The sequence below is a fragment of the Chromobacterium sp. CCUG 76385 genome (assembly GCF_059916625.1).
Map to the genome: position 1 here is coordinate 75453 of NZ_JAUCGU010000013.1, position 25675 is coordinate 101127.

General features: G+C 65.6%; 27 protein-coding genes. 15 read left to right on the forward strand and 12 right to left on the reverse strand.

What is annotated here, in order from left to right; genetic code table 11:
* Positions 1–85: 85 nt before the first annotated feature.
* Positions 86–2704 carry an aminopeptidase N gene (gene pepN / locus QUG01_RS10760; protein ID WP_500830135.1) on the forward strand — a complete coding sequence of 873 codons (2619 nt, stop codon included), beginning with the start codon at positions 86–88 and terminating at the stop codon, positions 2702–2704.
* 74 nt (positions 2705–2778) lie between these two features.
* Here the strand turns inward: pepN and QUG01_RS10765 are convergent, their stop codons facing one another.
* Entirely contained in the window at positions 2779–3204 is a 426-nt protein-coding gene (locus QUG01_RS10765; RefSeq protein WP_500830136.1) for an Hsp20/alpha crystallin family protein, read from the reverse strand.
* 323 nt (positions 3205–3527) lie between these two features.
* Here QUG01_RS10765 and QUG01_RS10770 point away from each other — a divergent pair, with 323 nt between their 5' ends.
* Entirely contained in the window at positions 3528–4445 is a 918-nt protein-coding gene (locus QUG01_RS10770) for an alpha/beta fold hydrolase (protein WP_500830137.1), read from the forward strand.
* Positions 4446–4485: 40 nt separating this feature from the next.
* Here QUG01_RS10770 and QUG01_RS10775 read toward each other — a convergent pair whose 3' ends face one another.
* Entirely contained in the window at positions 4486–5052 is a 567-nt protein-coding gene (locus QUG01_RS10775; protein ID WP_500830138.1) for a YqaA family protein, read from the reverse strand.
* Between the two features lie 136 nt (positions 5053–5188).
* On the opposite strand from QUG01_RS10775, the gene QUG01_RS10780 reads away from it, so the two are divergent.
* The 3 genes from QUG01_RS10780 to QUG01_RS10790 all read left to right on the forward strand — a co-directional run bounded on the left by QUG01_RS10780 (position 5189) and on the right by QUG01_RS10790 (position 8730).
* A complete protein-coding gene (locus tag QUG01_RS10780; protein WP_500830139.1) occupies positions 5189–5818 on the forward strand; it encodes a 2OG-Fe(II) oxygenase in 630 nt (209 codons plus the stop codon).
* 331 nt (positions 5819–6149) lie between these two features.
* On the forward strand, positions 6150–7250 hold the full coding sequence (gene aroC / locus QUG01_RS10785) for a chorismate synthase (RefSeq protein WP_500830140.1): 1101 nt from the start codon (positions 6150–6152) through the stop codon (positions 7248–7250).
* A 58-nt stretch (positions 7251–7308) separates the two neighbouring features.
* Positions 7309–8730, forward strand: a complete 1422-nt coding sequence (locus tag QUG01_RS10790; RefSeq protein ID WP_500830141.1) for an EAL and HDOD domain-containing protein — start codon at positions 7309–7311, stop codon at positions 8728–8730.
* 184 nt (positions 8731–8914) lie between these two features.
* Here the strand turns inward: QUG01_RS10790 and QUG01_RS10795 are convergent, their stop codons facing one another.
* From QUG01_RS10795 to QUG01_RS10805, 3 genes are all read right to left on the reverse strand, one after another.
* Positions 8915–9139 (reverse strand): hypothetical protein, encoded by a 225-nt coding sequence (locus tag QUG01_RS10795; RefSeq protein WP_043620569.1) that lies wholly within the window; start codon positions 9137–9139, stop codon positions 8915–8917.
* 149 nt (positions 9140–9288) lie between these two features.
* Positions 9289–10158: a 4-hydroxybenzoate octaprenyltransferase gene (ubiA, locus tag QUG01_RS10800; RefSeq protein ID WP_500830162.1), complete on the reverse strand. Its 870-nt coding sequence runs from the start codon at positions 10156–10158 to the stop codon at positions 9289–9291.
* A complete protein-coding gene (locus QUG01_RS10805) occupies positions 10158–10682 on the reverse strand; it encodes a chorismate--pyruvate lyase family protein (protein WP_500830142.1) in 525 nt (174 codons plus the stop codon). The genes ubiA and QUG01_RS10805 overlap by 1 nt, the downstream gene beginning before the upstream one ends.
* Positions 10683–10781: 99 nt before the next feature.
* Between QUG01_RS10805 and QUG01_RS10810 the strand changes: the two genes are divergently transcribed.
* From QUG01_RS10810 to QUG01_RS10820, 3 genes are all read left to right on the forward strand, one after another.
* Positions 10782–11126, forward strand: coding sequence for a CidA/LrgA family protein (locus tag QUG01_RS10810; RefSeq protein ID WP_500830143.1), 345 nt, complete (start codon positions 10782–10784; stop codon positions 11124–11126).
* Positions 11123–11839 (forward strand): LrgB family protein, encoded by a 717-nt coding sequence (locus QUG01_RS10815; protein ID WP_500830144.1) that lies wholly within the window; start codon positions 11123–11125, stop codon positions 11837–11839. The genes QUG01_RS10810 and QUG01_RS10815 overlap by 4 nt, the downstream gene beginning before the upstream one ends.
* A gap of 65 nt (positions 11840–11904) precedes the next feature.
* The gene (locus QUG01_RS10820; RefSeq protein ID WP_500830145.1) at positions 11905–12363 is read left to right on the forward strand and encodes a SixA phosphatase family protein; all 459 of its coding nucleotides are present in this window, start codon (positions 11905–11907) and stop codon (positions 12361–12363) included.
* Between the two features lie 64 nt (positions 12364–12427).
* Here QUG01_RS10820 and metE read toward each other — a convergent pair whose 3' ends face one another.
* Complete coding sequence (gene metE / locus QUG01_RS10825; RefSeq protein WP_500830146.1) at positions 12428–14710, reverse strand: 5-methyltetrahydropteroyltriglutamate--homocysteine S-methyltransferase; 2283 nt, start codon at positions 14708–14710, stop codon at positions 12428–12430.
* A gap of 94 nt (positions 14711–14804) precedes the next feature.
* Between metE and QUG01_RS10830 the strand changes: the two genes are divergently transcribed.
* Positions 14805–15731, forward strand: coding sequence for a LysR family transcriptional regulator (locus QUG01_RS10830; protein WP_500830147.1), 927 nt, complete (start codon positions 14805–14807; stop codon positions 15729–15731).
* On the opposite strand, the gene QUG01_RS10835 is transcribed toward QUG01_RS10830, so the two are convergent.
* The gene (locus QUG01_RS10835; protein ID WP_500830148.1) at positions 15711–16301 is read right to left on the reverse strand and encodes a hypothetical protein; all 591 of its coding nucleotides are present in this window, start codon (positions 16299–16301) and stop codon (positions 15711–15713) included. The two genes, QUG01_RS10830 and QUG01_RS10835, sit on opposite strands and share 21 nt — an antisense overlap.
* 158 nt (positions 16302–16459) lie before the next feature.
* On the opposite strand from QUG01_RS10835, the gene QUG01_RS10840 reads away from it, so the two are divergent.
* From QUG01_RS10840 to QUG01_RS10860, 5 genes are all read left to right on the forward strand, one after another.
* Positions 16460–17818, forward strand: coding sequence for an MFS transporter (locus QUG01_RS10840; RefSeq protein ID WP_500830149.1), 1359 nt, complete (start codon positions 16460–16462; stop codon positions 17816–17818).
* Complete coding sequence (locus tag QUG01_RS10845; protein WP_500830150.1) at positions 17815–18507, forward strand: transglutaminase-like domain-containing protein; 693 nt, start codon at positions 17815–17817, stop codon at positions 18505–18507. Before QUG01_RS10840 ends, QUG01_RS10845 begins: the two co-directional genes overlap by 4 nt.
* Before the next feature lie 69 nt (positions 18508–18576).
* Complete coding sequence (locus tag QUG01_RS10850) at positions 18577–19854, forward strand: phenylacetate--CoA ligase family protein (RefSeq protein WP_500830151.1); 1278 nt, start codon at positions 18577–18579, stop codon at positions 19852–19854.
* A 10-nt stretch (positions 19855–19864) separates the two neighbouring features.
* On the forward strand, positions 19865–20680 hold the full coding sequence (locus QUG01_RS10855) for a pyridoxal-phosphate dependent enzyme (protein ID WP_500830152.1): 816 nt from the start codon (positions 19865–19867) through the stop codon (positions 20678–20680).
* A gap of 41 nt (positions 20681–20721) precedes the next feature.
* Complete coding sequence (locus tag QUG01_RS10860) at positions 20722–21240, forward strand: hypothetical protein (protein WP_500830153.1); 519 nt, start codon at positions 20722–20724, stop codon at positions 21238–21240.
* Positions 21241–21275: 35 nt separating this feature from the next.
* On the opposite strand, the gene QUG01_RS10865 is transcribed toward QUG01_RS10860, so the two are convergent.
* A complete protein-coding gene (locus QUG01_RS10865) occupies positions 21276–21434 on the reverse strand; it encodes a hypothetical protein (RefSeq protein ID WP_500830154.1) in 159 nt (52 codons plus the stop codon).
* A 160-nt stretch (positions 21435–21594) separates the two neighbouring features.
* Between QUG01_RS10865 and QUG01_RS10870 the strand changes: the two genes are divergently transcribed.
* Entirely contained in the window at positions 21595–22095 is a 501-nt protein-coding gene (locus tag QUG01_RS10870) for a VOC family protein (RefSeq protein ID WP_500830155.1), read from the forward strand.
* A gap of 3 nt (positions 22096–22098) precedes the next feature.
* Here the strand turns inward: QUG01_RS10870 and QUG01_RS10875 are convergent, their stop codons facing one another.
* From QUG01_RS10875 to QUG01_RS10890, 4 genes are all read right to left on the reverse strand, one after another.
* The gene (locus QUG01_RS10875) at positions 22099–22851 is read right to left on the reverse strand and encodes a substrate-binding periplasmic protein (protein WP_500830156.1); all 753 of its coding nucleotides are present in this window, start codon (positions 22849–22851) and stop codon (positions 22099–22101) included.
* A gap of 88 nt (positions 22852–22939) precedes the next feature.
* Positions 22940–24352 carry a nitrogen regulation protein NR(I) gene (gene ntrC / locus QUG01_RS10880; protein ID WP_500830157.1) on the reverse strand — a complete coding sequence of 471 codons (1413 nt, stop codon included), beginning with the start codon at positions 24350–24352 and terminating at the stop codon, positions 22940–22942.
* A 34-nt stretch (positions 24353–24386) separates the two neighbouring features.
* Positions 24387–25448 (reverse strand): nitrogen regulation protein NR(II), encoded by a 1062-nt coding sequence (gene glnL / locus QUG01_RS10885; RefSeq protein ID WP_500830158.1) that lies wholly within the window; start codon positions 25446–25448, stop codon positions 24387–24389.
* Positions 25412–25675: hypothetical protein (locus QUG01_RS10890; protein ID WP_500830159.1), on the reverse strand; the 264-nt coding region annotated here is incomplete at its 5' end. The genes QUG01_RS10890 and glnL, both read right to left, overlap by 37 nt.

The window sequence follows — 25675 nt, forward strand, 5'->3', positions numbered from 1 at the left end:
AACGATACAACAACGAGCGGCGCCAGCAGGCGCCGTTCTGTCTATGCATGAGGCCGGCCACAAGCCGGACGATAAGGAGACACGCATGGCCCAACAGCCGGAAGTGAAGTATCGCAAGGATTACCAGGCCCCTGCCTTTCTGATCGACCGCGTCGATCTGGTGTTCGACATCGAGGATGAATTCACCCGGGTCCACTCCCGGCTGGTGGTCAACCGCAATGGCCAGTCCGCCGCGAGCGAACTGAGGCTGGACGGCAGCGCCAAGCTGATCGCCGTGGTGCTGGATGGCGAGAAACTGGACGAAAGCCGCTACAGCCTGGCCGGCGATGTGCTGACCGTGCCCCAAGTGCCGGATAGCTTCATCCTGGAAATCGAAACCGAAATCGACCCGGCCGCCAATACCAGTCTGATGGGTCTGTACGCTTCCAGCGGCAATCTGTTCACCCAGTGCGAGCCGGAAGGCTTCCGCAAGATCACCTATTATCTGGACCGTCCGGACGTGATGGCCAAGTTCACCACCACCATCAAGGCCGACAAGCAGAAATACCCGGTGCTGTTGTCCAACGGCAACAAGGTGGGCGAGGGCATGGTGGACAAGAAGCGCCACTGGGTTAAGTGGGTGGATCCGTACCGCAAGCCGGCCTATTTGTTCGCCTTGGTGGCCGGCAAGCTGGTGGCGCTGAAGGACAAGTTCGTCACCATGCGCGGCCGCGAGGTGCAACTGGAAATCTGGACCGAACCGGCCGATCAGGACAAGACCGCTCACGCGATGGAGTCGGTCAAGCACTCCATGAAGTGGGACGAGGAGCGTTTCGGCCTGGAGTACGACCTCGACATCTATATGATCGTCGCGGTCGGGGACTTCAATATGGGCGCGATGGAGAACAAGGGCCTCAACATCTTCAACACCAAGTACGTGCTGGCCCGCCAGGACACCGCCACCGACGCCGACTTCGAAGACATCGAGGCGGTGATCGGCCACGAATACTTCCACAACTGGACCGGCAACCGCGTGACCTGCCGCGACTGGTTCCAGCTCTCGCTGAAGGAAGGCCTGACCGTCTACCGCGACCAGGAGTTCAGCGCCGACATGTACAGCCGCGCGGTCAAGCGCATCGACGACGTCAAAGGCCTGCGCATGGCGCAGTTCCCGGAGGACGCCGGCCCGACGGCGCACCCGATCCGCCCGGACAGCTACATCGAGATGAACAACTTCTACACCATGACCGTGTACGAGAAGGGCGCGGAAGTGGTGCGGATGTATGAAACCCTGCTGGGCCGCGACGGCTTCCGCAAGGGCATGGACCTGTACTTCAAGCGCCATGACGGCCAAGCCGTCACCTGCGACGATTTCCGCGCCGCCATGGCCGACGCCAACGGCGCCGATCTGGAGCAGTTCGCGCTGTGGTACAGCCAGGCCGGCACGCCGCGCCTGGCGGTCTCGTCCAGCTACAACCCGGCCGAACGAAGCTACACCCTGACCGTCAAGCAAAGCTGCCCGGCCACGCCGGGCCAGAACGTCAAGCAGCCCTTCCACATCCCGCTGGCGCTGGGCCTGGTGGGCGCCGACGGCCAGGACCTGCCGTTGCGCCTCGCGGGCGAGGCGGAGGCTGTCGGCACGTCCCGCGAGCTGGACGTCAAGGCCGCCGAGCAGAGCTTCACCTTCCTCGACATCCCGGCCGAGCCGGTGCCGTCCTTGCTGCGCGGCTTCTCCGCGCCGGTGAAGCTGGAATACGACTGGCGCGACGACCAGCTGGTGTTCCTGATGGCCAACGACAGCGACAGCTTCTGCCGCTGGGAGGCCGGCCAGACCTTCGCCGAACGTCTGTTCAAGCAACTGATCGCCGATGTGGCCGCCGGCCGCGAGCTGAAGCTGTCCGAAGTGTTCATCGCCGCTTTCCGCTCGGTGCTGAAAGACCATAGCCTGGATCCGTCGTTCAAATCGCTGATGCTGACGCTGCCGACCGAGGGCGAGATCCTGGAAATGGTGGACGTGGCCGATCCGGCGGTGATCCATCAAGTGCGCGACTTCGTGCTGGATCAGTTGGCGCAGGCGCTGCGCGGCGAATGGCGCGAGGCCTACGAGATGAACCTCACGCGCGAGTACAAGCCGCAGGACGCCGGCAAGCGCAGCCTGAAGAACCGCGCGCTGTGGATGCTGAACCGGCTGGACGACGCCTGGCCGGCCGAAACCGCCGCCAAGCAGTGCCGCGAAGCCGATAACATGACCGACCAGATGGGCGCGCTGCTGGCGCTGCGCGACCGCGACGGCCAGGAGCGCGACGAGTGCTTCACCGCTTTCGCCTCGCGTTGGCAGAACGAAGCGCTGGTGATGGACAAGTTTTTCATGCTGATCGGCGGCAGCCAGCTGGCCGGCACGCTGCAGCATGTGGAGGCGGCGCTGCTGCATCCGGCGTTCAGCATCAAGAACCCGAACAAGGTGCGTTCGCTGCTGGGCGCCTTTGGCGCGAACATGTTCCACTTCCATGCGGCGGACGGTAGCGGCTACCGTTTCATGGCGGACCGCATCCTGCAGCTGGACGCCATCAATCCTCAGGGCGCCAGCGGACTGACCCGCGCCTTCCGTCGCCTGCAGAAGCTGGAACCGGGCCGTCAGGCGCTGATGCGCGCGGAGCTGGAGCGTCTGGCCAAGGCCGAGCTGTCCAAGGACGTGTACGAGATCGTGTCGAAGATTCTGGCCTGACCCCATTTCGGCATCGATAAAAAACGCGCTGGGCATCCAGCGCGTTTTTCATTGCATAGACGGCGTCCCGCGGACTACTCGATGCGCAGGCGCTGTCCGGCGCCGCTATTGCGCTTCTTCGGCAACGTCAGGCACCGCACGCCATTTTCATACTTGGCGCTGGCGGCATCGCGGTCGATGTCCTGCGGCAGCTGGAAGCTGCGCGACACCATGCCGTAGTAGCGCTCGCTGCGCAGTTTCTGCTGGTCCTGCTTGGCTTCGTCAAACTGTTTGACCTCGGCCTTGATGGTCACCAAGGGGCCGTCGATCTCGACATGGATGTCCTCCTTGCCGACGCCGGGCAGCTCGGCGTCCACCAGATAAGCCTGCTCGGTTTCCTTCACATCCATCCTGATTTGCGATGGCAGCGCGTCGCCATGCAATGGTTTGATGAAGAAGCCCGGGGTGAAATCGCGGAAAAATTCGTCAAACAGGCTATGGCGGCTGGGCAGCATGTTCATCTGATTCTCCTTTCAGTTCACTGACTTACGGCGGATGCCGTGGCGATAAATGAGATAGGGGCGGATCGCGCCGGATTCAAGAGCCTTGCGGCCCGGCGCTTGACGGATATCAAGCCAGCGGCCGCGCGGCGGAATCGGTCCGGCCGCTGCTGTCCATTGGCCAACTTGCCTGCTGGGAGCCGGCGCAGTGCCGCGCGCGCGTTCGCATCGCCTTGCGCCGCCAGGGTCTGCTGGTGCTTCCGCTTTGCCGGGTTCTTTGTCATGATCAAGCGTTTGCTTGAATCGCCGCGCAGACGGCGACGGCATGACCCAGCGAGGAAGCCATGGAGAAACTGCAGCAGGATTATCATGTGCCGGTGGGCGACGGCGAGCGCTTGTATCTGAAGCGCATTGGCCGCGCCGGCGGCGCGCCGGTGCTGATGGTGCACGGCGTGATGGCCAACGGCCGCATCTTCTATACCGATTCCGGCAAAGGGCTGGCGCACTTCCTGGCCGATGCCGGCTACGACGTCTATGTGGCGGATTTGCGCGGCCGCGGCAAGAGCACGCCCAAGATCGGTCCGCACAGCCGCCACGGCCAGACCGAGACCATCTGCGAGGACTTGCCGGCGCTGCACGCCTTCATCCGCCGCAAGAGCGGCGGCCGGAAGCTGCACTGGATCGCCCATTCCTGGGGCGGCGTGCATATGTCGAGCTGCCTCGTGCGCTTTCCCGACATCGCCGCCGAGGTGGCGAGCGTGGTGTATTTCGGCTCCAAGCGCAGCGTGCGCGTGCGCAGCCTCAACAAGCTGGTCGAGGTGGACTTCATGTGGAACACCGCTTCGCGCTGGTTGATCAAGGTGTTCGGCTATCTGCCGGCGCGGCGCATCCGGCTGGGGGCCGATGACGAGAGCGACAAGAGCCATCTGCAAAGCAAGCTGTGGGCGCAGCCCAAACCGTGGGTCGACAGCGATGACGGCTTCGACTACGCCACCGCGGCGCGCGCCGGTCATATGCCGCCCACGCTGTATTTCGCCGCCGTCAACGACCCCTGCCGCGGCCACCCGGAGGACGTGCGCCGTTTCCGCGACGAGTCCGGCCCGCACCTCTCGCGCTTGCATCTGTTGGGGCGGCGCGGCGGGCATCTGCACGACTACAACCATGTGTCGCTGCTGACCCACCCCGATGCGCCGCGCGACCATTTTCCGCTGGCGCTGGACTGGCTGGCGGGGCGCTACGACGCGGTGGCGGAAAATTATTGAGCGCCAGTCACTGGTTCTTCGAGCGGGCGGCGGCGACCGTTCAGAATAATTGGCCCAGACCGCGCCAGAAGTCGTCCGGCACCCACAATAGCGCCGAGGTGGTGACGAGGTAGCGCAGGAATTTGCCGACGGTCATGTAGCACACGCTGGGCCAGAACGAGATGCGCAGCCAGCCTGCCAAGGTGCACAAGGGATCGCCGATTCCCGGCAACCAGGAAAGCAGCAGGATAGGCGCGCCGCGAAGGCGCATCCAGCGGACGTAGCGTTTGCCCAGCGGCGCTTTGCCAGCCGGCTGCGACGGACTGGCCGCTTGGGCGTGAGCATGGCCATGCTTGAGATGGCTGCGGCGCAGGCGATAGCGCAGCAAGGCGAGCTTGGCGCCATAGCCCATCCACCAATCTATGATCCCACCCAAGGTGTTGCCGAGCGTGGCGACGGCCAGCACGGGCCAAAACATGTCCGGCTTGAGCTTGATGTAGGCGAAGACCGCCGGCTCCGAGCCTAGCGGCAGCAGGGTGGCGGAAACCAGGCTGATCAGAAAAATGGCGGACAGCCCCACTTTGGGCAGGTTCAGCATGTCCAGCAGGGTGTTGAGCAGTCCTTCCATGGCATTGGGCTCTAGGCGTGTGGGTGGTCTGAGATGATAGCATCCGCGAAATGTCAGGGAAGATTGACGTCCGGCATTCGCCTTGCGTCCTGGCTTGTGGTAGAAAGCGTCAGCCCGTTTTTTGAGCAAAACCGATATGACCGCGCTGCAATTCGATCTTGACGCCGTTCTCGACACGCTGGCCGAACAAGGCTGGATCGTCATTCCCCAAGCCCTGCCGGCGGAGCTGACCGCCAATTTGCGCCAAGCCTGCCTGCAAGTATGGGACGAGGGGCGCTTCCATGAAGCCGCCACCGGCCGCGCCGATGGCCAGGCCCGCCGCGCCGAAATCCGCTCCGACTCCGTGCTGTGGCTGGATCAGGTGGCCGAGTTGCCGGCCGTCGCGGCTTATAACGCCGCCATGGACGAGATCATGCGGGCGGTGAACCGCGGCCTGTATCTGGGCCTGGCCGAGCTGGAGTCGCATTTCGCCGTGTATCCGGAAGGGGCGTTCTACAAAAAGCATCTGGACCGTTTCCAGGATGACGACGCCCGCACGCTGACCACCGTGTTCTACCTCAATGAACACTGGCCGGCCGGCGCCGGCGGCCAGATCCGCTTGTACCTGGATCAGGACTGCCAGCAGTTCATCGACGTGGAGCCGGAGGCCGGCACGCTGGTGCTGTTCCTGTCCGACCGTTTCTGGCACGAGGTGCTGCCGGCCAAGCGGCAGCGCTTGTCCGTCACCGGCTGGTATCGCCGCCAGGGCGGCAGCCTGCCCTGGTGAAGCCTCGCGCTTGCATCCGTTTTGACGCCGGCCCCGCCGGCGTTTTGTTTTTTGGCGGATTTTTCTTGTGAGAATGATCCAGCGCGCCGCCGCGATGTCACAAAAGCCCACATCCGGCTGATCTCGCCACTATATCGGCCTTCCGTGCCTGCGTTAGCCTTGTTCCATCCACAAATGGAGGAGAACAGCATGCAGGCTCGTCTGGAAACCTGTATTTCCACCGCGTGTTCAAGCAACGTTTCTTGATGACCCCGGCCGCGTATCGGCGCGAGTTCGCCTGATCGCTCATGCTAGAATCGATCGCATAGACGAAAACAGCAGGGGATCGCAGATGTCAGGCAGCAGCATGGGTCGATTGTTTACCGTTACTTCTTTTGGCGAAAGCCACGGGCCGGCCATAGGCTGCGTGGTGGACGGCTGCCCGCCCGGCCTGGCGCTGAGCGAGGCCGACATCCAGATCGAGCTGGATCGCCGCAAGCCCGGCACCAGCCGCCACGTCACCCAGCGCCGCGAGCCGGACACCGTGGAAATCCTGTCCGGCGTGTACGAGGGCAAGACCACCGGCACGCCGATCGCGCTGTTGATCCGCAATACCGACCAGCGCAGCAAGGACTACGGCAATATCGCCGACACCTTCCGTCCCGGCCATGCCGACTACTGCTACTGGCACAAATACGGCACCCGCGATCCGCGCGGCGGCGGCCGCTCGTCAGCGCGCGAGACGGCAGTGCGCGTGGCGGCCGGCGCCATCGCCAAAAAGTGGCTGAACGAGAAATACGGCATCGTGATTCGCGGCCACATGACGCAGATCGGCGAAGTGCAGATGCCGTTCAAGGGCTGGGAGCATGTGGGGCAGAACCCCTTCTTCAGCGCCGACCCGGACGTGGTGCCGCGGCTGGAGGAATACATGGACTCCATCCGCAAGAGCCTGGACTCCATCGGCGCGCGGCTGCGCGTGGTGGCGGACAACGTGCCGGTGGGCTGGGGCGAGCCGGTGTTCGACCGGCTGGACGCCGACATCGCCTACGCCATGATGAGCATCAACGCGGTCAAGGGCGTGGAGATCGGCGCCGGTTTCGCTTGCGTGGCGCAGAAGGGCAGCGAACATGGCGATGAGCTGACGCCGGAAGGCTTCGCCAGCAATCACGCCGGCGGCGTGCTGGGCGGCATTTCCACCGGCCAGCAGATCGATGTGTCCATCGCCATCAAGCCGACGTCTTCCATCGCCCAGCCGCGCCGCTCCATCAATAAGCAGGGCGAGCCCATCGTGATGGAAACCCATGGCCGCCATGATCCCTGCGTCGGCATCCGCGCCACGCCCATCGCCGAGGCCATGCTGGCGCTGGTGCTGATCGACCACGCCTTGCGCCACCGCGCGCAGTGCGGCGACGTGCAAGTGGAAACCCCGAGAATTGCCGGTCGCATCGGCTAGAATTCTATCTGGATACCGGTTTGCGGGGGAGGCGGCCGGTGCAACATAGGATCCCAACATGCTGAAAAGCCTGATCGATGGCCTGACTGGACGTCTCAAAAAGACCACTGTAGAAGAAACGCGCCCGCCTTCGTCGCCGGACATGCCTGACACTACGATGCTGGAGCTGCCGCCGGAGTTGCCGGCGGAGGAGCTGCCGGCGACGCTGGGCTTTGTTTCGCACCAGCCGGTGATGGACAAGCAGCGCCGGGTGGTGGCCTATGATTTTTTCGTCCGCCAGGGCAAGCGCAACATCGAGGCCGGCAAGCAGCAGGAGTTTGACCGGCTGCTGCTGTCGACGCTGCACAATATGGATATCTTCCGCCTGCTGGCCTACCGCCGCGCCTTCGTCCATATCGCGATGACCTCGCTGGACGAACCGCTGCTGCGCAGCATGCCGGCCGGCAGCGTGATTTTCGTGCTGGAGGCGGTGCCGGGCATGGAAGTGTCCGAGTTCATGCTGGGGCAGCTGGACGATCTGCAAAAGCTGGGCCTGCGCTTCGCGCTGGAGCCGGCAGCCTACGACCAGACCATACTGACGCCCGGCCTGCAGGCTGACCTGTTTGGCCGCATGGACTACATGGTGCTGGATTTCGCCGGCCCGTCCACCCGGGTATTGGCGCCGATTCTCGACCAGCTGCCCAAGCGCTATCCGGCTGTGCGCTGGATCGCCCGCAATGTCGGCACTGCCGAAGACCTGGATGTTTGCCTGCGCGCGCCGGGACACAATCGCTTCGCCCTGTTCCACGGGCCGTTCGTCAGCACCGCGCACTCGCTGGAAGGCGGCAAGGTGGACAACAGCCAGACCCGCGTCCTGCAGATCATGCGGCTGCTGCGCGCCAATGCCGAGGCCAAGGAGGTGGAGGCGCAGTTCAAGCTGGATTCGGTGCTGCTGTTCAAGCTGCTGCGCTTCATCAATTCGCCTATCCATGGCCTGGCGCGCAAGGTGCAGACCATAGAGGAAACCTTGCTGCTGCTGGGCCGGGAGACCATGTTCAAGTGGCTGTCCATGTTGCTGTTCACCTCGCGCAAGGAGGATGGCAACGCCATCGCGCTGCTGGAGAAATCGCTGATCCGCGCCCGCTTCATGGAAAAGCTAGGCAGCTACCGCGGCAACAAGCTGGAGGCGGAGCACCTATTCCTGACCGGCATGTTTTCACTGCTGGACGTGCTGCTGAACATTCCGTTTCCGGATGTGCTGGACCCGCTGGAATTGCCGCTGACCGTGCGCGAAGCGGTGATCGAGCAAAAGGGCATCTTCGCCCCGCATCTGGCGCTGGCGCTGGCCTGTGAGCATGGCGACAATGTGCAGATCGAAGCGCATGCCAAGGTGCTGAATCTCGATATCGACTTGGTCAATCAGTACTACCTGGATTCCGTGGTCTGGGCGCAGGTCGTGCTGCGCGACAGCGAAGTGCACAACAATGTCGAAGCGGTTTGAAATCCATCCTTATTGAGACCGGCCCGCGATGATCGCGGGCTTTTTCGTTTTGCGGTATAGCGTTCGCGCCTCTGCGCGTGGGTTTTGGCAGGCAGGATTTGCCCGGCGCCATGAAAAATGCCGCCCACTCGCTGGAGTGGGCGGCATGGCTCCCGCGAGGGAGCTTTTTTCATGGCAGCAAGGCTTACTTGGCGGCGGAAGCAGCCTTATGGCCAGCCTTGTGCTTTTCATGAGCCGCGCCGGACGCGTGCTTCTTGTGCGTCTTCTTGTGGTGCGACTTCTTGTGTTCAGCCTTATGTTCAGCCTTGTGTTCCATCTTCTTTTCAGCGGCCGGGGCGGAAGCGGCCGGGGCGGCGAAAGCGGAACCAGCGAAAGCAGCAGCGATCAGAGCAGCCATCAGTTTTTTCATGATGTTCACCTTCCTGTGTGACTTATTGGTATTGGCGTGTTTTGCCATCGGGCAGCGCCCGACCTTGTTCAGAGCAGGGAAGCGAAGGGAAGTTCATGAGATATGGCTGATGCGAGGGTAATTTATTGTAAATGGCATATTTTACCCATTTACACTAAGTATCCCAGCGCCAAGCCGGCGAACACGACCGCCCCCACGCGGTTGTTGTCGAGGAAGGCCTTGAAGCATTTGGCGCGGTCGCGGCGCCGGATGTCGCGGTATTGCAGCGCCATCAGCGCGGCGGCCGCCGCCAGCCCCAGGAAATACGGCCAGGCCAGCGCCAGATGCAGCCCGATGCCGGCCATCAGCGCCAGGAAAACGGCGTGGCAGACCATCACGCCGGCGACATCGTAATCGCCCAGCGTGATGGCGGAGGTCTTGATGCCCAGCTTCAGGTCGTCCGGCTTGTCCGCCATGGCGTAGGCGGTGTCGTAGGCGATGACCCAGAACAGGTTGGCCAGCAGCAGCAGCCAGGCCAGCGCCGGCACCGAGCCGGTTTCGGCGGCGAAGCCCATGGGGATGCCGAAGGAGAAAGCAATGCCCAGATAGGCCTGCGGCATCGGGAAAAAGCGCTTGGTGAACGGATAGCTGGCCGCCACCAGCAAGGCTGGCACGCTGAGCAGCTTGGTCAGGGTGTTCAAGGGCAGCACCAGCAGGAAGGACAGCAGAGCCAGGAAGCCAGCCAGGAGCAGCGCCTCCTTCTGGCTGACCGCGCCGCGGGCGAAAGGCCGCTGGCTGGTGCGCGCCACGTGGGCGTCGAAGTCGCGGTCGGCGTAGTCGTTGATCACGCAGCCGGCCGAGCGCATCAGGAAGGTGCCCAGGCAGAAGATGGCGATGATGGGCAGATGCGGCTTGCCGCCGGTGGCCAGCCACAGCGCCCATAGCGTGGGCCACAGCAAGAGCAGCGTGCCGATAGGCTTGTCCCAGCGCATCAGTTGGCGGTAGTTCTCGTATCGGTCGCGGATCCGGGCGGACGAAATCACAGCAAATCCTTCAAGGCGGGCAAAAACAGTTCGGTCAGCAGCAGCGGCGAGCCGTGCAGCAGGAAGCGGCAGCGCCGCGCGGGGTAGCTTGCCGCGGTTTGCGTCTGCGCCGCGGCGGCGGCCAGTGGATGGCTGGCATCCAGCAAGCCATAGCGCAAAGGGTCGCGGCGCAGTTCCGGCAGTTCGCCGAACAGCGTCAGTCCCAGCGAGCGGCTGCCGCGCTCCAGCACCGGCAGCCAGTGCGGACAGCCGAGGCGCGCCACGCTGCGCGCGTACACCACTGGCGTGTCGTCCAGCGTCAACAGCACGTGCCGGGCGTATGCCGGCGAATGCGGCGCGGCATCGAGCGCGTCGGCCTCATCCTGCAGCGTCAGGCTGACGCCTTGCTGCAGCACGCGCACGGCAAAACGGCGGCCGCTGCTTTGCAGGCGCAGGCTCAATGAGCCGGGCTCGGTCAGACAGTCCCGCATCGAATCGGGCAGGACGGGCGGCGCGGGGCGCCACAGGGCATTGTTTACCATGGCGCGCATTATGCCAAAAGCCGTCGCGGCTTGTCGCCTGTGGCGGTATGCGCCGCCAATCTCTTGCCTTTATCATGAGGCGCAAAGGGGAGGCGAACGATGCTGGATTTGATGTTGTGTTTGCTGGGTTTTCAATTATTGGGCGAAGCGCTGACGCGCGCTTTGGGTTGGCCTTTGCCAGGGCCGGTGTTGGGGTTGTTGCTGCTGTTCGCGGCCTTGTGGCTGCGCCGCGGCGTGCCGGACATGCTGCTGCGCGAGACGCCGCGTTTTCTCGGCCACATGTCGCTGCTGTTCATTCCGGCTGGCGGCGCCCTGATGGCTTATGCCCCCTTGCTGCGCGTTCATGGTTGGCAACTGGCGCTGATTCTGCTGGCGTCTTCGCTCATCACGCTATTGCTTACCGGCGCGGTGTTGAAACTGTTGCTGCGGCGGAGGCTCCAATGAGCGGAGCCATTAGCCAGACCGTGCTCGATTCGCCGCTCACAGGCATATTTGTCACTTTGCTGGCGTATCGTTTGGCGCTGGCCGCCAATCGCCGCTGCGATGGCCACCCGCTGTCCAATCCGGTGCTGCTGGGCGTGTTGCTGGTGCTGGGTTGGTTATGGCTCAGCGGCAGCAGTTATCAGCAGTACATGAAAGGCGCCCGTTTCATCCAGTTGATGCTGGGACCGGCCACGGTGGCGCTGGCGGTGCCCTTGTACGGCAATCTGTCGCGCTTGAAGCGCGCTGTCATGCCGCTCTCCGTCAGCATCTGCGTCGGCGGGCTGACCGGCATGCTCAGCGCGGCCGGACTGGGTTGGTGGCTGGGACTGGATGCGCCTGTGCTGGTGGCGCTGGCTACGCGGGCGGTGACCACGCCGATCGCGATGAGCCTGGCCGGCAGCCTGGGCGGCGCGCCGGAGCTGGCGGCGATGTTCGTCATCGTGTCGGGGATTGTCGGGGCAGTCATCGCGCCGCCGCTGTTCAAGCTTCTGGGCTGGCACGACGACATGCTGCTGGGGGTGGCCACCGGCGTCAGTGCCCACGGCATCGGCACGGCAAGAGTCTTCCATTTGTCCGAGGCAGCAGGCGCGTTTGCAGGGCTGGCGATGGGTTTGAATGGCGTTTTCACCGCGATGCTGCTGCCATGGCTGGTGCGCTGGGTGCACCTCGGTTAGCATGCAGGGCGCGCCCGGCTAGGCTTGATTTGATGACCAGCAGGGCGGATAACAAGGAGAATGATATGGATTTGATTTTATGGCGCCACGCCGAGGCCGAGGAAGGCGTTGACGATTTGGCGCGCGCGCTGACCCGGCGCGGGCAGCAGCAGGCCAGCCGCATGGCGTCCTGGCTGCGCAACCGTTTGCCGGATCATTACGTGCTGCTGGCTTCGGAAGCGGTGCGTTCGCAGCAGACGGCGGCCTATCTGGCCAAGAGCTACACCGTGTTGCCGGAGCTGAACCCGGGCGCGGAGGTGGACGATGTGCTGCGCGCGGTAGGTTGGCCGGAGGCCGGCGGCACCGTGGTGGTGGCGGGGCATCAGCCTTACATCGGCTGGCTGGCGGCCAGACTGTTGGCGGAGCAGCAACAGATGTGGAGCGTCAAGAAGGGCTCGGTGTGGTGGTTGAATCACCGCGAGCGCCATGGCATCGAACAGGTCAGGCTGAAGCTGATGTTGACGCCGGGGATGCTGGACCCGTGAGCCCCGAACCCGCCCCTTATCCCAGTCCGACGCCCCGCCTTGCCGGGGCGTCGTCATTTGCGGCTCAAGCGCTTTGCGCCAGTTCCTCGCGCAGCTCTCGCCCCACCTTCACCATCGCGCGCAGGGCAGCCTCCGCCTCCGGCCAGCCGCGCGTCTTCAGGCCGCAATCGGGATTGATCCATAGCCGCTCAGCCGGGATGACCTGCAGCGCCTGCTGGAGGCGCGCGCGGATTTCGTCCGCGCCGGGCACGCGCGGACTGTGGATGTCGTAGACGCCGGGGCCGATGGCGTTGCGGTAAGGGAAGCGGCCCAAGTCGGCCAGCAGCGCCATGTCCGAGCGGGCGGTTTCGACTGTCAGCACATCCGCGTCCAGGTCGGCGATGGCCGGCAGGATGTCGCCGAATGTCGAGTAACACATATGCGTGTGGATCTGCGTCGCGTCGTCCACGCCCCGGCAGGACAGGCGGAATGCTTCGCCGGCCCAGGCCAGATAGCCGCCGCGCTCGGCGCGTTTCAGCGGCAGGCCTTCGCGCAGGGCCGGCTCGTCGATCTGTATTACGCGGATGCCGGCGGCTTCCAGGTCGCGCACCTCGTCGTTCAGCGCCAGCGCGATCTGGCGGCAGACTTCGCTGCGCGGCAAGTCGTCGCGCACAAAACTCCATTGCAGCAGGGTGATCGGGCCGGTCAGCATGCCTTTTACCGGCTTGGCCGTCAGGCTCTGCGCATAGCGCGCCCAGTCCACGGTCATCGGTCCTGGCCGGCTGACGTCGCCGAAGATGATGGGCGGCTTCACGCAGCGGCTGCCGTAGCTCTGCACCCAGCCGCCGGCGGTGAAGGCGAAGCCGGCCAGCTGTTCGCCGAAGTATTCCACCATATCGTTGCGCTCGGCCTCGCCGTGCACCAGCACGTCCAGCCCCAGCGCTTCCTGGCGGCGGATCGCCAGTTCGATTTCCTTCTCCATCGCTTGCCGGTAGTCGTCGGCGGACAGCTCGCCCTGCTTGAACGCCGCGCGGCTGGCGCGGATGGCCGGCGTCTGCGGAAAGGAGCCTATGGTGGTGGCGGGCAGCGGCGGCAGTTTGAGCCAGGCCTGTTGCCGCGCCGCGCGCACCGGATAGGGACTGGCGCGGCGATAGCCGCCGGCCGGCAGCGCGGCCAGTCGGCGGGCGACGGCGGGATGATGGATGCGCGGACTGCCGCGTCGCTGCGCCCGGGCGAAGTCGCTGCCGGCCAGTTCGTTGGCGATGGCGGTGCGCCCCTGTTCCAGGCCGCGCTGCAGCGTTTTCAGCTCGTTCAGCTTTTGCACGGAGAAGGCCAGCCAGTTTTTCAGTTCGGCGTCCAGCGAGGTTTCCGCCGCGGCGTCGAAAGGGCAGTGCAGCAGCGAGCAGCTGGGACCCAGCCACAGCCGCTCGCCCAGGCGCTCGGCCAGCGGCGCCAATTGGTCCAGCCGCGCGGAAAGATCGGCGCGCCAGATATTGCGGCCATCGATGACGCCGGCGGACAGCACCTTGTCGGCCGGGTAGTCGTCGATGAAGGCGTCGATCTGTTCCGGCGCGCGCGCCAGGTCAAGGTGCAGGCCGGCCACCGGCAGCGTCTTCAACCGCGCCGCATGCTCGGCCACGCTGCCGAAGTAGCTGGCCAGCAGCAGTTTGGGGGCGTCCTGGCTCAGTTGCTCATAGGCCGGCCGCAGCGCCGCTAGCCAGGCAGGCTCCAAATCCAGCGCCAGAATCGGTTCGTCGATCTGCACCCAGGCGGCGCCCGCGGCGCGCAAGGCCGCCAGCAGTTGGCGGTAGGCGGCGATCAGGCCGGGCAGCAGCGACAGCTTGTCGAAGGACTCGCCCTTGACCTTGCCCAGCCACAACAGGCTCAAGGGTCCCAACAGCACCGGCTTGGCGGCCACCCCCAGCGCCTGGGCTTCGCGCAGCTGGGACAGCAGGCGGTCGGGTTGAGCGCGGAATGTGGTATCCGCCTGCCATTCCGGCACCAGATAGTGGTAGTTGGTATCGAACCATTTGTTCATTTCCAAGGGGGGCTGGTCCTGCGCGCCGCGCGCGAGCTGGAAGTACTGGGCCGTGGTCAGCGCGGCGGGATCGAAGCCGAAGCGCGGCGGCGCGGCGCCGACCAGCAGCTGGGCATCGAGCACATGGTCGTACAAGGAGAAGTCGCCTACCGGGCTGAGCGCGACGCCGGCGCCCTTTTGCAGCAGCCAGTGCTTTTGCCGCAGCTCTTTCGCGCCTTGCAGCAGGCCGGCCTCGTCAATTTCGCCTTGCCAGTGGTTTTCCAACAGCGTTTTCAGTTCGCGTTTGGCGCCAATGCGGGGAAAACCAAGGAGATGGGTGGTGATGCGCATGCTGTTGCTTCCGGCTATCTGGATCAGTTCAGCATCCGTCATTGTGCTGTATGATTCAAACTCATTATTTTGCTGTTCAACATGAATGGAATCGATGATGAGCGTGCTGGAGCTAAGGCATCTGAAAAGCCTGACGGCGCTGGCTGAAACCGGCAGCGTGTCGCAGGCGGCGCAGCGCCTGTATCTGACGCAGTCGGCGCTGTCGCACCAGTTGAAGCAGCTGGAGGCGGCCTACGGCTTGACGCTGTTCGAACGCAAAACCCAGCCCTTGCGCTTTACGCCGGCCGGCGAGCGGCTGTTGCGGCTGGCGCGCGAGCTGCTGGCCAAGGTGGCGGCGGCCGAGCGCGATCTGGCGCGCATCCGCCAGGGAGAGGCGGGCGAAGTCAGGGTGGCGGTGGAATGCCACACTTGCTTCGACTGGCTGATGCCGGCGATGGACCAGTTCCGCCAGCATTGGCCGGCGGTGGAGCTGGACATCGTGTCCGGCTTCCATGCCGATCCCGTCGGCCTGCTGCTAAGCGATCGCGCCGATCTCGCCATCGTGTCGGAGACGGAGCCGCAGACGGGCATCGTCCATCTGCCGCTGTTTTCCTATGAGATGGTGGGCATCGCCGCGCGCGAGCATCCATTGGCGGCGAAAGCGGCGTGGCAGGCGGAGGACTTCGCCGGCGAGACGCTGATTCATTACCCGGTGGCGGACGAGATGCTGGATCTGCTGCGCAAAGTGCTGGCACCGGCCGGCGTCAATCCGGCGCGGCGCACCGCCGAGCTGACCATCGCCATCATTCAGCTGGTGGCCAGCCGCCGCGGCGTGGCGGCGCTGCCGTACTGGGCGGTGCAGCCTTATCTGGAGCGCGGCTACGTGGTGGCGCGCCGGGTCGGCGAGCATGGTCTTTACAGCCAGCTGTACGCGGCGTTGCGCGAGGCGGACGCCGAGCGGGCATACATGCAGGACTTTGTGCAGACGGTGCGCGACAGCAGTTTTGCTACCTTGCCCGGCCTATCGCGGCTGGAGGCCTGAGCGGCCGGCGCCGGCCCGCAGCAAGGGCAATAGCGCGTCCAGCCGCTGCCGGCATTGCGGGCGCAAGCGGCGGCTGTTGGCCGCCATCGCGGCGATGCCGCCAACATCCCGCGCTGCCTGTTGGAACGGCGCCCAGCCGGCCAGCAGCCAGACAGGCTGCGGAGAGACGGCGGCGCAGGCGGTCGCCTCGGGCGCGCCGGCGCCGCACAATTCGCGCAGCCTATCGTTGGCCCGCGCCAGAACGTCATTCTCCGCTTCCGCCATTTCCACTTTCTCCAGCCGCAGCAGATAGATGCGGGCCGCCAGCCAGTCTGCCTCGTCGCTCAGTCGGGGCGGCGTCGGCCTGGCCCGCGGTCGGCGGGCGGCCAATAGCATCGCCAGCAGGCGGATCTCGGGCAGCATCGATTCCAGCAGCCAGCCGGCCAGCGGATGGCTGGAAAGATCCAGGCGGGGGCCCAGGCATTCGCCGTCGCAGACCAGGGCAATGGGTTTCAATTCGGCGCGCCGCGGTTCCGGGCAGGCCAGGATGCCGATATGGTTTTCAAATGGTCTGTTTCCTGTTGGCGACATGGCGGAGCTGCGCGGGAGGCCGCGTCCTGGTTGGGTTATGGCTTGATTGAGACCAATGACGTAAGAAAATAAATAATTAACTTATTCTCAAAATGAATATTTCGTTTGACTTCGGCGGGCATTGTTGCGCACCATATATTTGAAATCAATATATTTTTATGAATTTAAATTATATGGGGGCGGAATCGATGTCGGCCAGGCAACTGGATGTCGGCGAGTTGATCAATCGCGAGCGTTTTTCCGCGCGGCAATGGCGCATCCTGATCCTCTGTTTCCTGATCGTGCTGTGCGACGGATTCGATACCGCCGCCATCGGCTATATCGCGCCGGCCGTGATCCGCGACTGGGGCGTGGCGCGCACCCAGCTGGGGCCGGTGATGAGCGCCGCGTTGTGGGGGCTGGCCGCCGGCGCGCTGCTGGCGGGGCCGCTGGCCGATAGGATCGGCCGCAAGCGCGTGTTGCTGGGGGCGGTGCTGTGGTTCGGCGCGATGAGCGTCGCGGCGGCCGGCGCCGCCGACCTGTCGGCGTTGGCCTGGCTGCGCTTCGCCACCGGCCTGGGCCTGGGGGCGGCGATGGCCAACGCGGTAACGCTGATGTCGGAATATTCTCCGGAGCCGCGGCGGGCCTTCATCGTCAGCGCCATGTTCTGCGGCTTTCCGCTAGGCGCCGCCTGCGGCGGGCTGCTGGCTTCGTGGCTGGTGCCGCACGCCGGCTGGCGCAGCGTGCTGCTGCTGGGCGGCGTCGCGCCCTTGCTGCTGTTGCCGGCGATGTGGCTGCTGTTGCCGGAGTCGCTGCGTTTCCTGTTGCTGCGCGGCGGAGACGGCGAAGCCCGCCGCATTCTGAAACGGCTGCTGCCCGGCGTGCGGCTGGGCGACGGCGACAGGCTGGTGCTGCGCGAGGAAGACCGGACGCACGGCTTGCGGCTGGTCTGGTCCGCCGACTACCGCACCGGCACGCTGCTGTTGGCGGCGGCTTATTTCATGGGCCTGCTGATCTTCTACCTGCTGACCAGCTGGCTGCCGATTCTGATCAGCGACAGCGGCATGGATTTGCGGCAGGCGGCGCTGCTGACTGCGCTGTTTCCGTTCGGCGGCCTGCTGGGCAGCACGCTGACCGGCTGGCTGATGGACCGCTACGACGCGCACCGGGTGCTGGCGCTGGCCTACTTGCTGACCGGCGCGCTGGTGTTCTGCATCGGCCAGGCGCTGGACAATCACGGCCTGCTGGCGCTGACCATCTGCCTGGCCGGCATCGCGATGAACGGCGCGCAGGCGTCGATGCCGTCGCTGGCGGCCGCCTACTATCCGACTGCGGGGCGGGCCAGCGGCGTGGCATGGATGATGGGAATAGGCCGCTTCGGCGGCATCGCCGGCGCCTTGCTGGGCGCGACGCTGCTGAAGCTCCACTTGGGCCTGCCGCTGTTCTTCGCCATGCTGTCTCTGCCCGCGCTGCTGGCTGCCGCGGCCTTGCTGTTCAAGCGGCGCGCCGCCGCCCTCGGCAGGAGGGCATGGGCATGAGCGGGAAAACGATAGCCGGCGTGCTGGAGACGGTGCACCGCCAGGCCCTGCCGGCCGACGACCGCGAGTATTGCGTCGCCCTGCACGACTATGTGCGCGACCAGGTGCGCTTCGGCTTCACCGCCGGTTTCGAAAGCGTGACGCCGGAGCAGACGCTTGCGCTGGGGCGGGGGCATTGCAACGCCCAGGCCGACTTGATGTGCGCGTTGCTGCGCGGCGCCGGCTTCGAAGCCGGCCTGCGCTTCGTCGCCTTGGACAAGCGCATCCTGCGCCACGCGGTGCCGGCGCCGGTGCTGTTCTGCCTGCCGCCCAAGCTATTCCACGCAGTCACCCAGGTCAGGCTGGGCGGCCAGAAGCTCAATATCGACAGCTATATCTTCGACCGCTCGGGCTTTCGCCTGCAACAGGCGCGCTTGCGCGCGGCCGGCTTGGAGCGCGGCTTCGGCTTGGGGCTGGGCGCGGTCTGCGATTGGAATGGCCGCGGCGACGCGTTTTCCCAGGCCGAGCCCAGCGATCTCAAGCCCGACAACCTTCAGTTCCCCACGCTGGCCGCGGCCGTGGCCAGCCGGGCTGGCAACAACACCCTGCTCGGCATCCATTTCAACCAGTGGCTGGCCTGCGTGCCGACGCCGCTGCGCCGCGCCAGCGAGCGCTATCTGAACAGCCGCCTGGGGCCCGCCATGACTTAGCGGCCGCTGCGGCGTCGTGGCCGGCCGCGGGGCCGGCGTTTGATTGCAACTCCAACGAGGAAACGAATCATGTTGCCTGTCGCAAGGATTGCTCGCGTCGTCGAGCAGGCATCGCTGCGCCCGTTCTACCCGCGCCATTGGGGCGTGGAGCCAAGCCAGATCATGCAATGGCTGTGCGACGGCGAGTACCACCGGCTGCCGGTGATCCGCAAGCAGGATCTGTCCAATCACTGGGACGAGCTGATGGAGTACGGCGACTTCACCGACGTCGTCAGTTCGTCCGGCACCACCGGCCGGCCGGTGGAGCTGCCGGTGCACCGGCTGCAGGAGATGGTGTGGGTGGATTGCGTGGCGCGGGTGCTGACCGAATTGGGCGCGAAGCCGGGCGACCGCATGCTGCACCTGCTCAGCAACAACGACATGTTCACGCTGGGACCGCTGGTGCTGCAGGCGGCCAAGAAAGTAGGACTGGGGCCGTTCCGCTGCTCGCCGCAGCGCACGCGGCGCATTCTGGATGTGGTGCATTACCACCAGCCGGCCTTCGTGGTCGGCAATCCGGTGGTGATGCTGGAACTGGCGCAGACCATGGGCACGGACTTCCCGGCGCCGGAGTGCCTGCCGGATTACGCCTATTTCGGCGCCTGCGGCGCGTTCGACGCCGACAACCGGCCGACGTCGGTGGCGCGGAAGGTGATGGAGCTGTGGGGGCTGAAGGACGCGCTCAACGAATACGGTTGCAGCGAACTGGGCTCGGTCGGCCACGAGTGTCTGCGGCACCGCGGCTTCCACATCAACGACGACGCGGTCCACGTCGAGCTGATCGATCCCGATACCGGCCTGCCGGCCGCGCCGGGCCAGCCGGGCGAAGTGGTGGTCACGTCGCTGACCTTGCCGCGCGGCTTCATCGCGGTGCGCTACGGCACCGGCGACATCGCCAGCTGGCTGGACGACAGCCCCTGCGATTGCGGCCGCCGCTCGCCGCGGCTGGGCGCCATCATCGGCCGCGTCGACCACCAATTGAAGATCCAGGGCCAGACGGTCTATCCGGACCTGATTTTCGACGTGCTGGGCCGGGTGGAGGGGATAGACAACGAGCTGGTGGTGCGCTGTCCGGACGAGCAGGGCGGCCAGCGGGTGGAGGTGTGGCTGTCGGCGGCAGACCGCGGAGCCGACATCGTCGGCCGGGTCGGAGAGCTGCTATTGCAGCGGCTGGCGGTGGCGCCTTCCCTGCGCCTGGTGCCGTCGGAGCTGATCCAGAAGCTGAAGCAGGACAAGATGGCCAGCGGCAACGGCGTCAAAGTGCCGCGCTTCATCGACCTGCCGCTGCCTGTGCATGCCTATCTGTGAGGGATTTTCCATGACGCCATTGCTGTCGGCGCCGGGCTTGCTGCCCGGCCTGAGCCTGAAGCTCGAATACCTGAATCCTTCCTTGTCGATCAAGCATCGCTCATTGCCCAAGACGCTGCTTGAACGCGCGCGCGCCGGCCGGATAAGCCGCGACGCGACGCTGGTGATCATGACCGCCGGCAGCGCCGGCGTCAGCGTCGCCTGGGCCGCCGGCCAGATCGGCTGCAAGGCGCTGCTGCTGATGTCGGACAGCGCGCCGGACAGCGTGGTCAATTACGCGCGCTGGCTGGGCGCGGAGGTGGAGCGCCGTCCGCATCCGCAGCTGCAGGAGCTGCTGGACGCGCATCGCGGCATGCCGGGCAGCCATGTGGTGGAGCAACTGAGCGACGCGGAGCTGATCGGCCATTACCGGGAAGTGGGGGAAGAGCTGCTGCGCCAGGCACCCGGATTGGCGGCGGTGACGGTGTCGGCCGGCACCTGCGCGTCGCTGATGGGCATCGCCGAGGCGCTGGCCGGCGTGCCGGTCTACGCGGTGGAGCCGGCGGAGGCCGCGGTGCTGTCGGGAGAGCCGTGGCGGCCGCACAATATCCCGGGCCTGGCGCCGCCGGCGCCGACGCGGCTGTTCCGGCGCGAGGCGGTGGCCGGCATTGTGCCGGTGGCGTCGGAGCTGGCCTGGGCCACGGCGCACGAGGCGCTGGCCGCTTGCGGCGAGCCGGTGGGCCCCTCGTCCGGCGCCGCCATCGCCGCCGCCCGCATATTGCGCGGCCGCGGCGTGGATGGCGCCATCGTCGCGGTCTGTTCCTCGCATATGGTCACCAGCCTGTGAGCCTGCATCAGGCAAGCGTCGCGGCAATCCGCCTCCTTCTCTTGCGGCGGAAATCCGAGCAGGCGCCGCCGGCCATCGAGATTCCCTGGCGGGAGGCGCGGCCGGTGGCGCCGGAGGAGATCTGCGTCTGCAGCCGCGAGGCGCTGGTCCACCATGGGTATATGACCGGCGCGCTGCAGGCCAGCCGCGGCTGCGCGCTGCGCATCCGCCGGCTGTGGCAGCGCCACGACGCCCGCAGGTTGGAGCGCAGCATCCTGTTGCTGGACGAGCGGCAGCGCTGCCACGTGGCGGCCTGGATCAGGATAGAGCTGCTGGCGTTCGAACCGCGGCTGAAGCGGCAACTGGTGGAGTCGGACCTGCCGTTCGGCGGCATCCTGGCGCGGACGGGCATCCGTCCGTCGTTCGCCGGCCGCCAGTATTTCGTTTTGCCCAGGCTGTTCGCCGCCAGCGGCGCCATCGCCTACCGCCGCTGCCGCTGCGAGCGGCATTATGGCCGCAGCCACTACATGCTGGGCGAGGATGGGCGGGTGCTGGCCGAGGTGTACGAAGCGCTGCCCTGAGCGCCGCGCCGAGGCTTGCTGCCCGGCAGGACGGCTCAGCGCAGCGCGTGGGTCAGCAGGTAGTAGGCGATGTAAAGCCAGCTGAGGAAGCCGTGGATGATCGCCCACAGAATGGAGTGGTTGGCCGACCATGACAGGGCGACGGCGATCAGCGTGCCCAGAGAGAAACCGTATCCTGCGCGGCGGGTGTCCATGATGAGAGATGCCTGGAAAAATGTGGGTGGGGCCAGTGTACGGCCAGCGGCGGTATCGTGGCATGATGAACTTCAACGCGGCCGGCGGGATTTCGCATGCGTGCCGCGCGGCATGGCGTGAACCGCGCCGTGTTTTTCCAATCCAGAATTCAGGTGATAGATGGGCATTAAAAGACTCAACCATGCCGTGCTTTACGTCAGCGATGTGGCGGACAGCGCGGCTTTTTACCGAGATGTGCTGGGCTTTCGCCCCAAAGGCGACGCCGCTTCCCGCCGCGCGGTGTTCGCGCAGGCCGCGCATTCCGACAACGACCATGACCTGGCGTTGTTCCAGCTCAACCTGGGCCAGCAGCGCTCGGGGCCGTTCAGCCCGCGCGGCGAGACGCCTGCGCCGAATCAGCCCAGGGCCGGGCTGTATCACCTGGCTTGGGAGGTGGACACCATTCAGGAATTGAAGCGCATACGCGACCATTTGGCCGAGATCGGCAAGCTGGGCATGGAAGAGGACCATGGCGTGCACAAGAGCGTATATGGCCATGACCCGGACGGCTTGCTGTTTGAGGTGTGCTGGTTTGTGCCGGAGGATTCGCTGCAGCGGGACGATGCGGCCCCGACCGATGGCCGGCTGGATTGGGCGCGTGAGTTGGCGCGCTTTGGCTGAGGCTTAGCGCGCGCCTTCCGGCAGGTAGCGCGGGCGCAGTTGCGGCATCTGCCGCCATAGGCATGCCACTTGCCTGGCATGTTCGCGGGCGTAACCGCGGCTGAATACCCAGTAATAGGGTTTGCTGCGCAAGGGCGGCGACATGCGGTGGATCTTCAATTCCGGATGGTGGCGCAGGTAGAGGTCGCCTGCCAGTTGGTGCAGCACGTAGGCGTCGGTGCGGCCCGCCTGCAGTTTGGCGAAATTGTCTTCTATGCCCACGCTTTCCTCGACGTCGATGCCGCGCGCCATCAATTCGCGGCCGATCGACCAGCCCTGGTTGACCCCTACGGTGCCGTTGATGCCGTAGAGCCCGCTGCCGTCCCAGTGCAGCGGACTGCCGTTGCGGACGTAGAAGGCATAGCTCAGGTTGGTCATCCGTCGTTCTGGATCGGGTTGACCGCCGCGCAGCGGAAACGCGATCAGCCGGCTGCGCTCATCGGTGTAGGACAGCAGCAGCGCGCCATCCAGCCGGCCCAATTGCAGATTCTGCACGATGCGTTCCCCTGGCTGACGGCTGATGCGGCCCTGCAGGCCGCAGTTTCGCAACGCGGCCTGCGCCAGTTCGATGGCGCGGCCGCGCGGCGGATTGGCCGGCGACGGGTCTTCAATGACGTAGGGGCTGGTCAGGGCCGAGCTGACCGCCAGCTGCAAGGCCGCGGCGGCGTGCAGCGTGAGCGGGCACAGCGCCGCCAGCGCGAGGTACGAACGCAACATCGATGGAATCGGACTAGAGGACTGGCCCGATTCTATCAGCATTTATTGAAAATGATGCGGTTATAATTGCTTGTTTGATTAATAGTTATCAACCGGCATCGTGGGCTTCCAGACCTAGCTCCTGGATTTTGCGCGTCAGCGTGTTGCGGCCCCAACCCAGCAACTGCGCCGCCTCCACCTTGCGGCCGCCGGTATGGGCAAGGCCGGCGCGGATGCAGGCGGTTTCGAAACGGCGGGTCAGCTCGTCCACGATGCCGCTCTCTCCAGCCTGCAGGCGCTGTCGGATCTCGTCCGTCAATTGCGCTTCCCATGCCGCGTCATCGCGCGCGGCCAGCGCCGGGGTGGCTGGCTCGCGCAGCTCCGGCGGCAGGTCGGCGATTTCCACGGTCTGGCCCGGCGCCATCACGCAGATCCATTGGCACAGGTTTTCCAGTTCGCGCACATTGCCGGTGAACGGGGTGCGCTGGATCAGCGCCATCGCCGCCTCGGACAGCCGCTTCGGCTCCACGCCCAGTTGCGAGGCGCTCTTGGCCAGGAAGTGGCGGGCCAGGAGCGGAATGTCCTCGCGCCGCTCGCGCAGCGGCGGCAGGCGCAGCCGGATCACGTTGAGGCGGTGGTACAGGTCCTCGCGGAACAAGCCGTCGCGCACGCGCTGCTCCAGGTTCTGGTGGGTGGCGGCGATGACCCGCACATTGGCCTTGATCGGCGTATGGCCGCCGACGCGGTAGAAGTGGCCATCGGACAGCACGCGCAGCAGGCGGGTCTGCAGCTCGGTGGGCATATCGCCGATTTCGTCCAGAAACAGCGTGCCGCCTTCGGCCTCCTCAAAGCGGCCGCGGCGGGTGGCCAGCGCGCCGGTGAAGGCGCCTTTCTCGTGGCCGAACAGTTCCGACTCCAGCAAATCTTTGGGGATGGCGGCGGTGTTCAGCGCGATGAAGGGCTTGGCGGCGCGAACCGAATGGCGGTGCAGCGCCTCCGCCACCCGTTCCTTGCCGGTGCCGGATTCGCCGGTGATCAGCACGGTGACGTGCGATTGCGCCAGACGGCCGATGGCGCGGAACACGTCCTGCATGGCCGGAGCCTGGCCCAAGAGCACCGGCAGCGCCTCCGGGCTGTCCGCGCCGCCGCTCTGGGCTTGGCTTTCCGCCAGCGCGCGCTCGATCAGCAGCACGGCCTGATCAATGTCGAACGGTTTGGGCAGGTATTCGAAGGCGCCGCCCTGGAACGCCGACACCGCGGAGTCCAGGTCGGAGTGGGCGGTCATGATGATCACCGGCAGCTGCGGATGCTCGGCCTTGACCTTGGCCAGGAATTTCAGGCCGTCGGTGCCGGGCATGCGGATATCGGAAATGATGGCCCGCGGCGTGGCGTCGTACAGCGCATTCAGCGCGTCGTCGGCGCTGGCGTAGCTGTCAAAGCCGATGCCGGCGCGGGTCAGCGCCTTTTCCAGTACCCAGCGTATCGCCTTGTCGTCGTCGATGATCCAGACCGGTTGGGCCATGGGGTTTCTCCTCGTATTCTTGTCGATATCGTTGTCAGCCGGCGGCGTCGGCGCCGAACGGCAGCATCACGGTGAAGCAGGTCTGGCCGGGGCGGGAGTCGAACTCTATGCTGCCGCCGTGTTGGTGGACGAAGGCTTGGGCCAGCGTCAGCCCCAGGCCGGTGCCTTCTGCGCGGCCCGTCACCAAGGGGTAGAAAATATGGTCGCGGATGTCCTCGGGAATGCCGGGGCCATCGTCGACGATCTGCAATTTCAGCGCCAGCTGGTGGCGTTTGCGCGCCAGTGTGATCTGCCGCGCCACCCGCGTGCGCAGCTCGATGCGGCCCTGGCCGCGCATGGCTTGCACCGCGTTGTTGACGATGTTCAGCACCACCTGGATCAGCTGTTCCTTGTCGGCGGACAGCAGCGGCAGGCTGGTGTCGTAGTCGCGCACCACCGTCAGGCCTTGCGGATGCTGGGCCAGCGCGATGCTGCGCACCCGTTCCAGCACCTCGTGGATATTGACCTGGCTGCGGCTGTGGCTGCGGTGCGGCGCCAGCAGGCGGTCCACCAGCGTCTGCAGCCGCAGCGCTTCCTCGGTGATGACTTCGGTGTACTCCTTCAGCTCCGGCCGGTCGGCCAGTTCGTGCTCCAGCAATTGCGCCGCGCCGCGGATGCCGCCCAGCGGGTTCTTGATTTCGTGCGCCAGATTGCGGATCAGCTCGCGGTTGGCCTGGTGCTGCAGCAGCAGCCTTTCCTCGTTGGCGATTTTCAGCTGCTGGTCCAGCGGACGCAGCTCGATCAGCGCCAGCAGGCCGTCGCCGTCTATCGGCGTGATCGACAGCGTGACATGCAGGATGGCTTCATTGTGCTGCGGCCGTAGTTCCAGGTCGTGCTCGATATAGCTGGCGCCCTGGCGCAGCGCGGTATGCAGCGCCTGCCGCAGCGCGGGGCAGGGATGAAACAAGCCGGTCAGGCCGTGGCGCAGCAGCTCGCGGCTGCCCAGCGCCAGCAGGTTCTCGCATGCGGGATTGACGAAGCGCAGCGCGCCGGCGGCGTCGCAGATCAGCACCGGCGTGTCTAGCAGTTCCAGTCCGGCGAAGCTGGGTGTCGGCATGAGGTTTCGCTTTTCAGGAATAAAGGTGCGCGGAATGAGGCCGCGTCCTTGATCAGCAATAAGCGCGCCAGCTTGGCGGCGTCGAAAAGCGCGCCTTGCGGCGCGGACGCGGCGTTTTGAGGCTCAGAATGCACCATCTTGGTGCGATTGGCTAGGGGCTGTTGACGTTTGGTGAGTGGATCGCGTTTGAGCCGATTTGTGCCGGAAGCAAGGCGCACAGTCCGCCG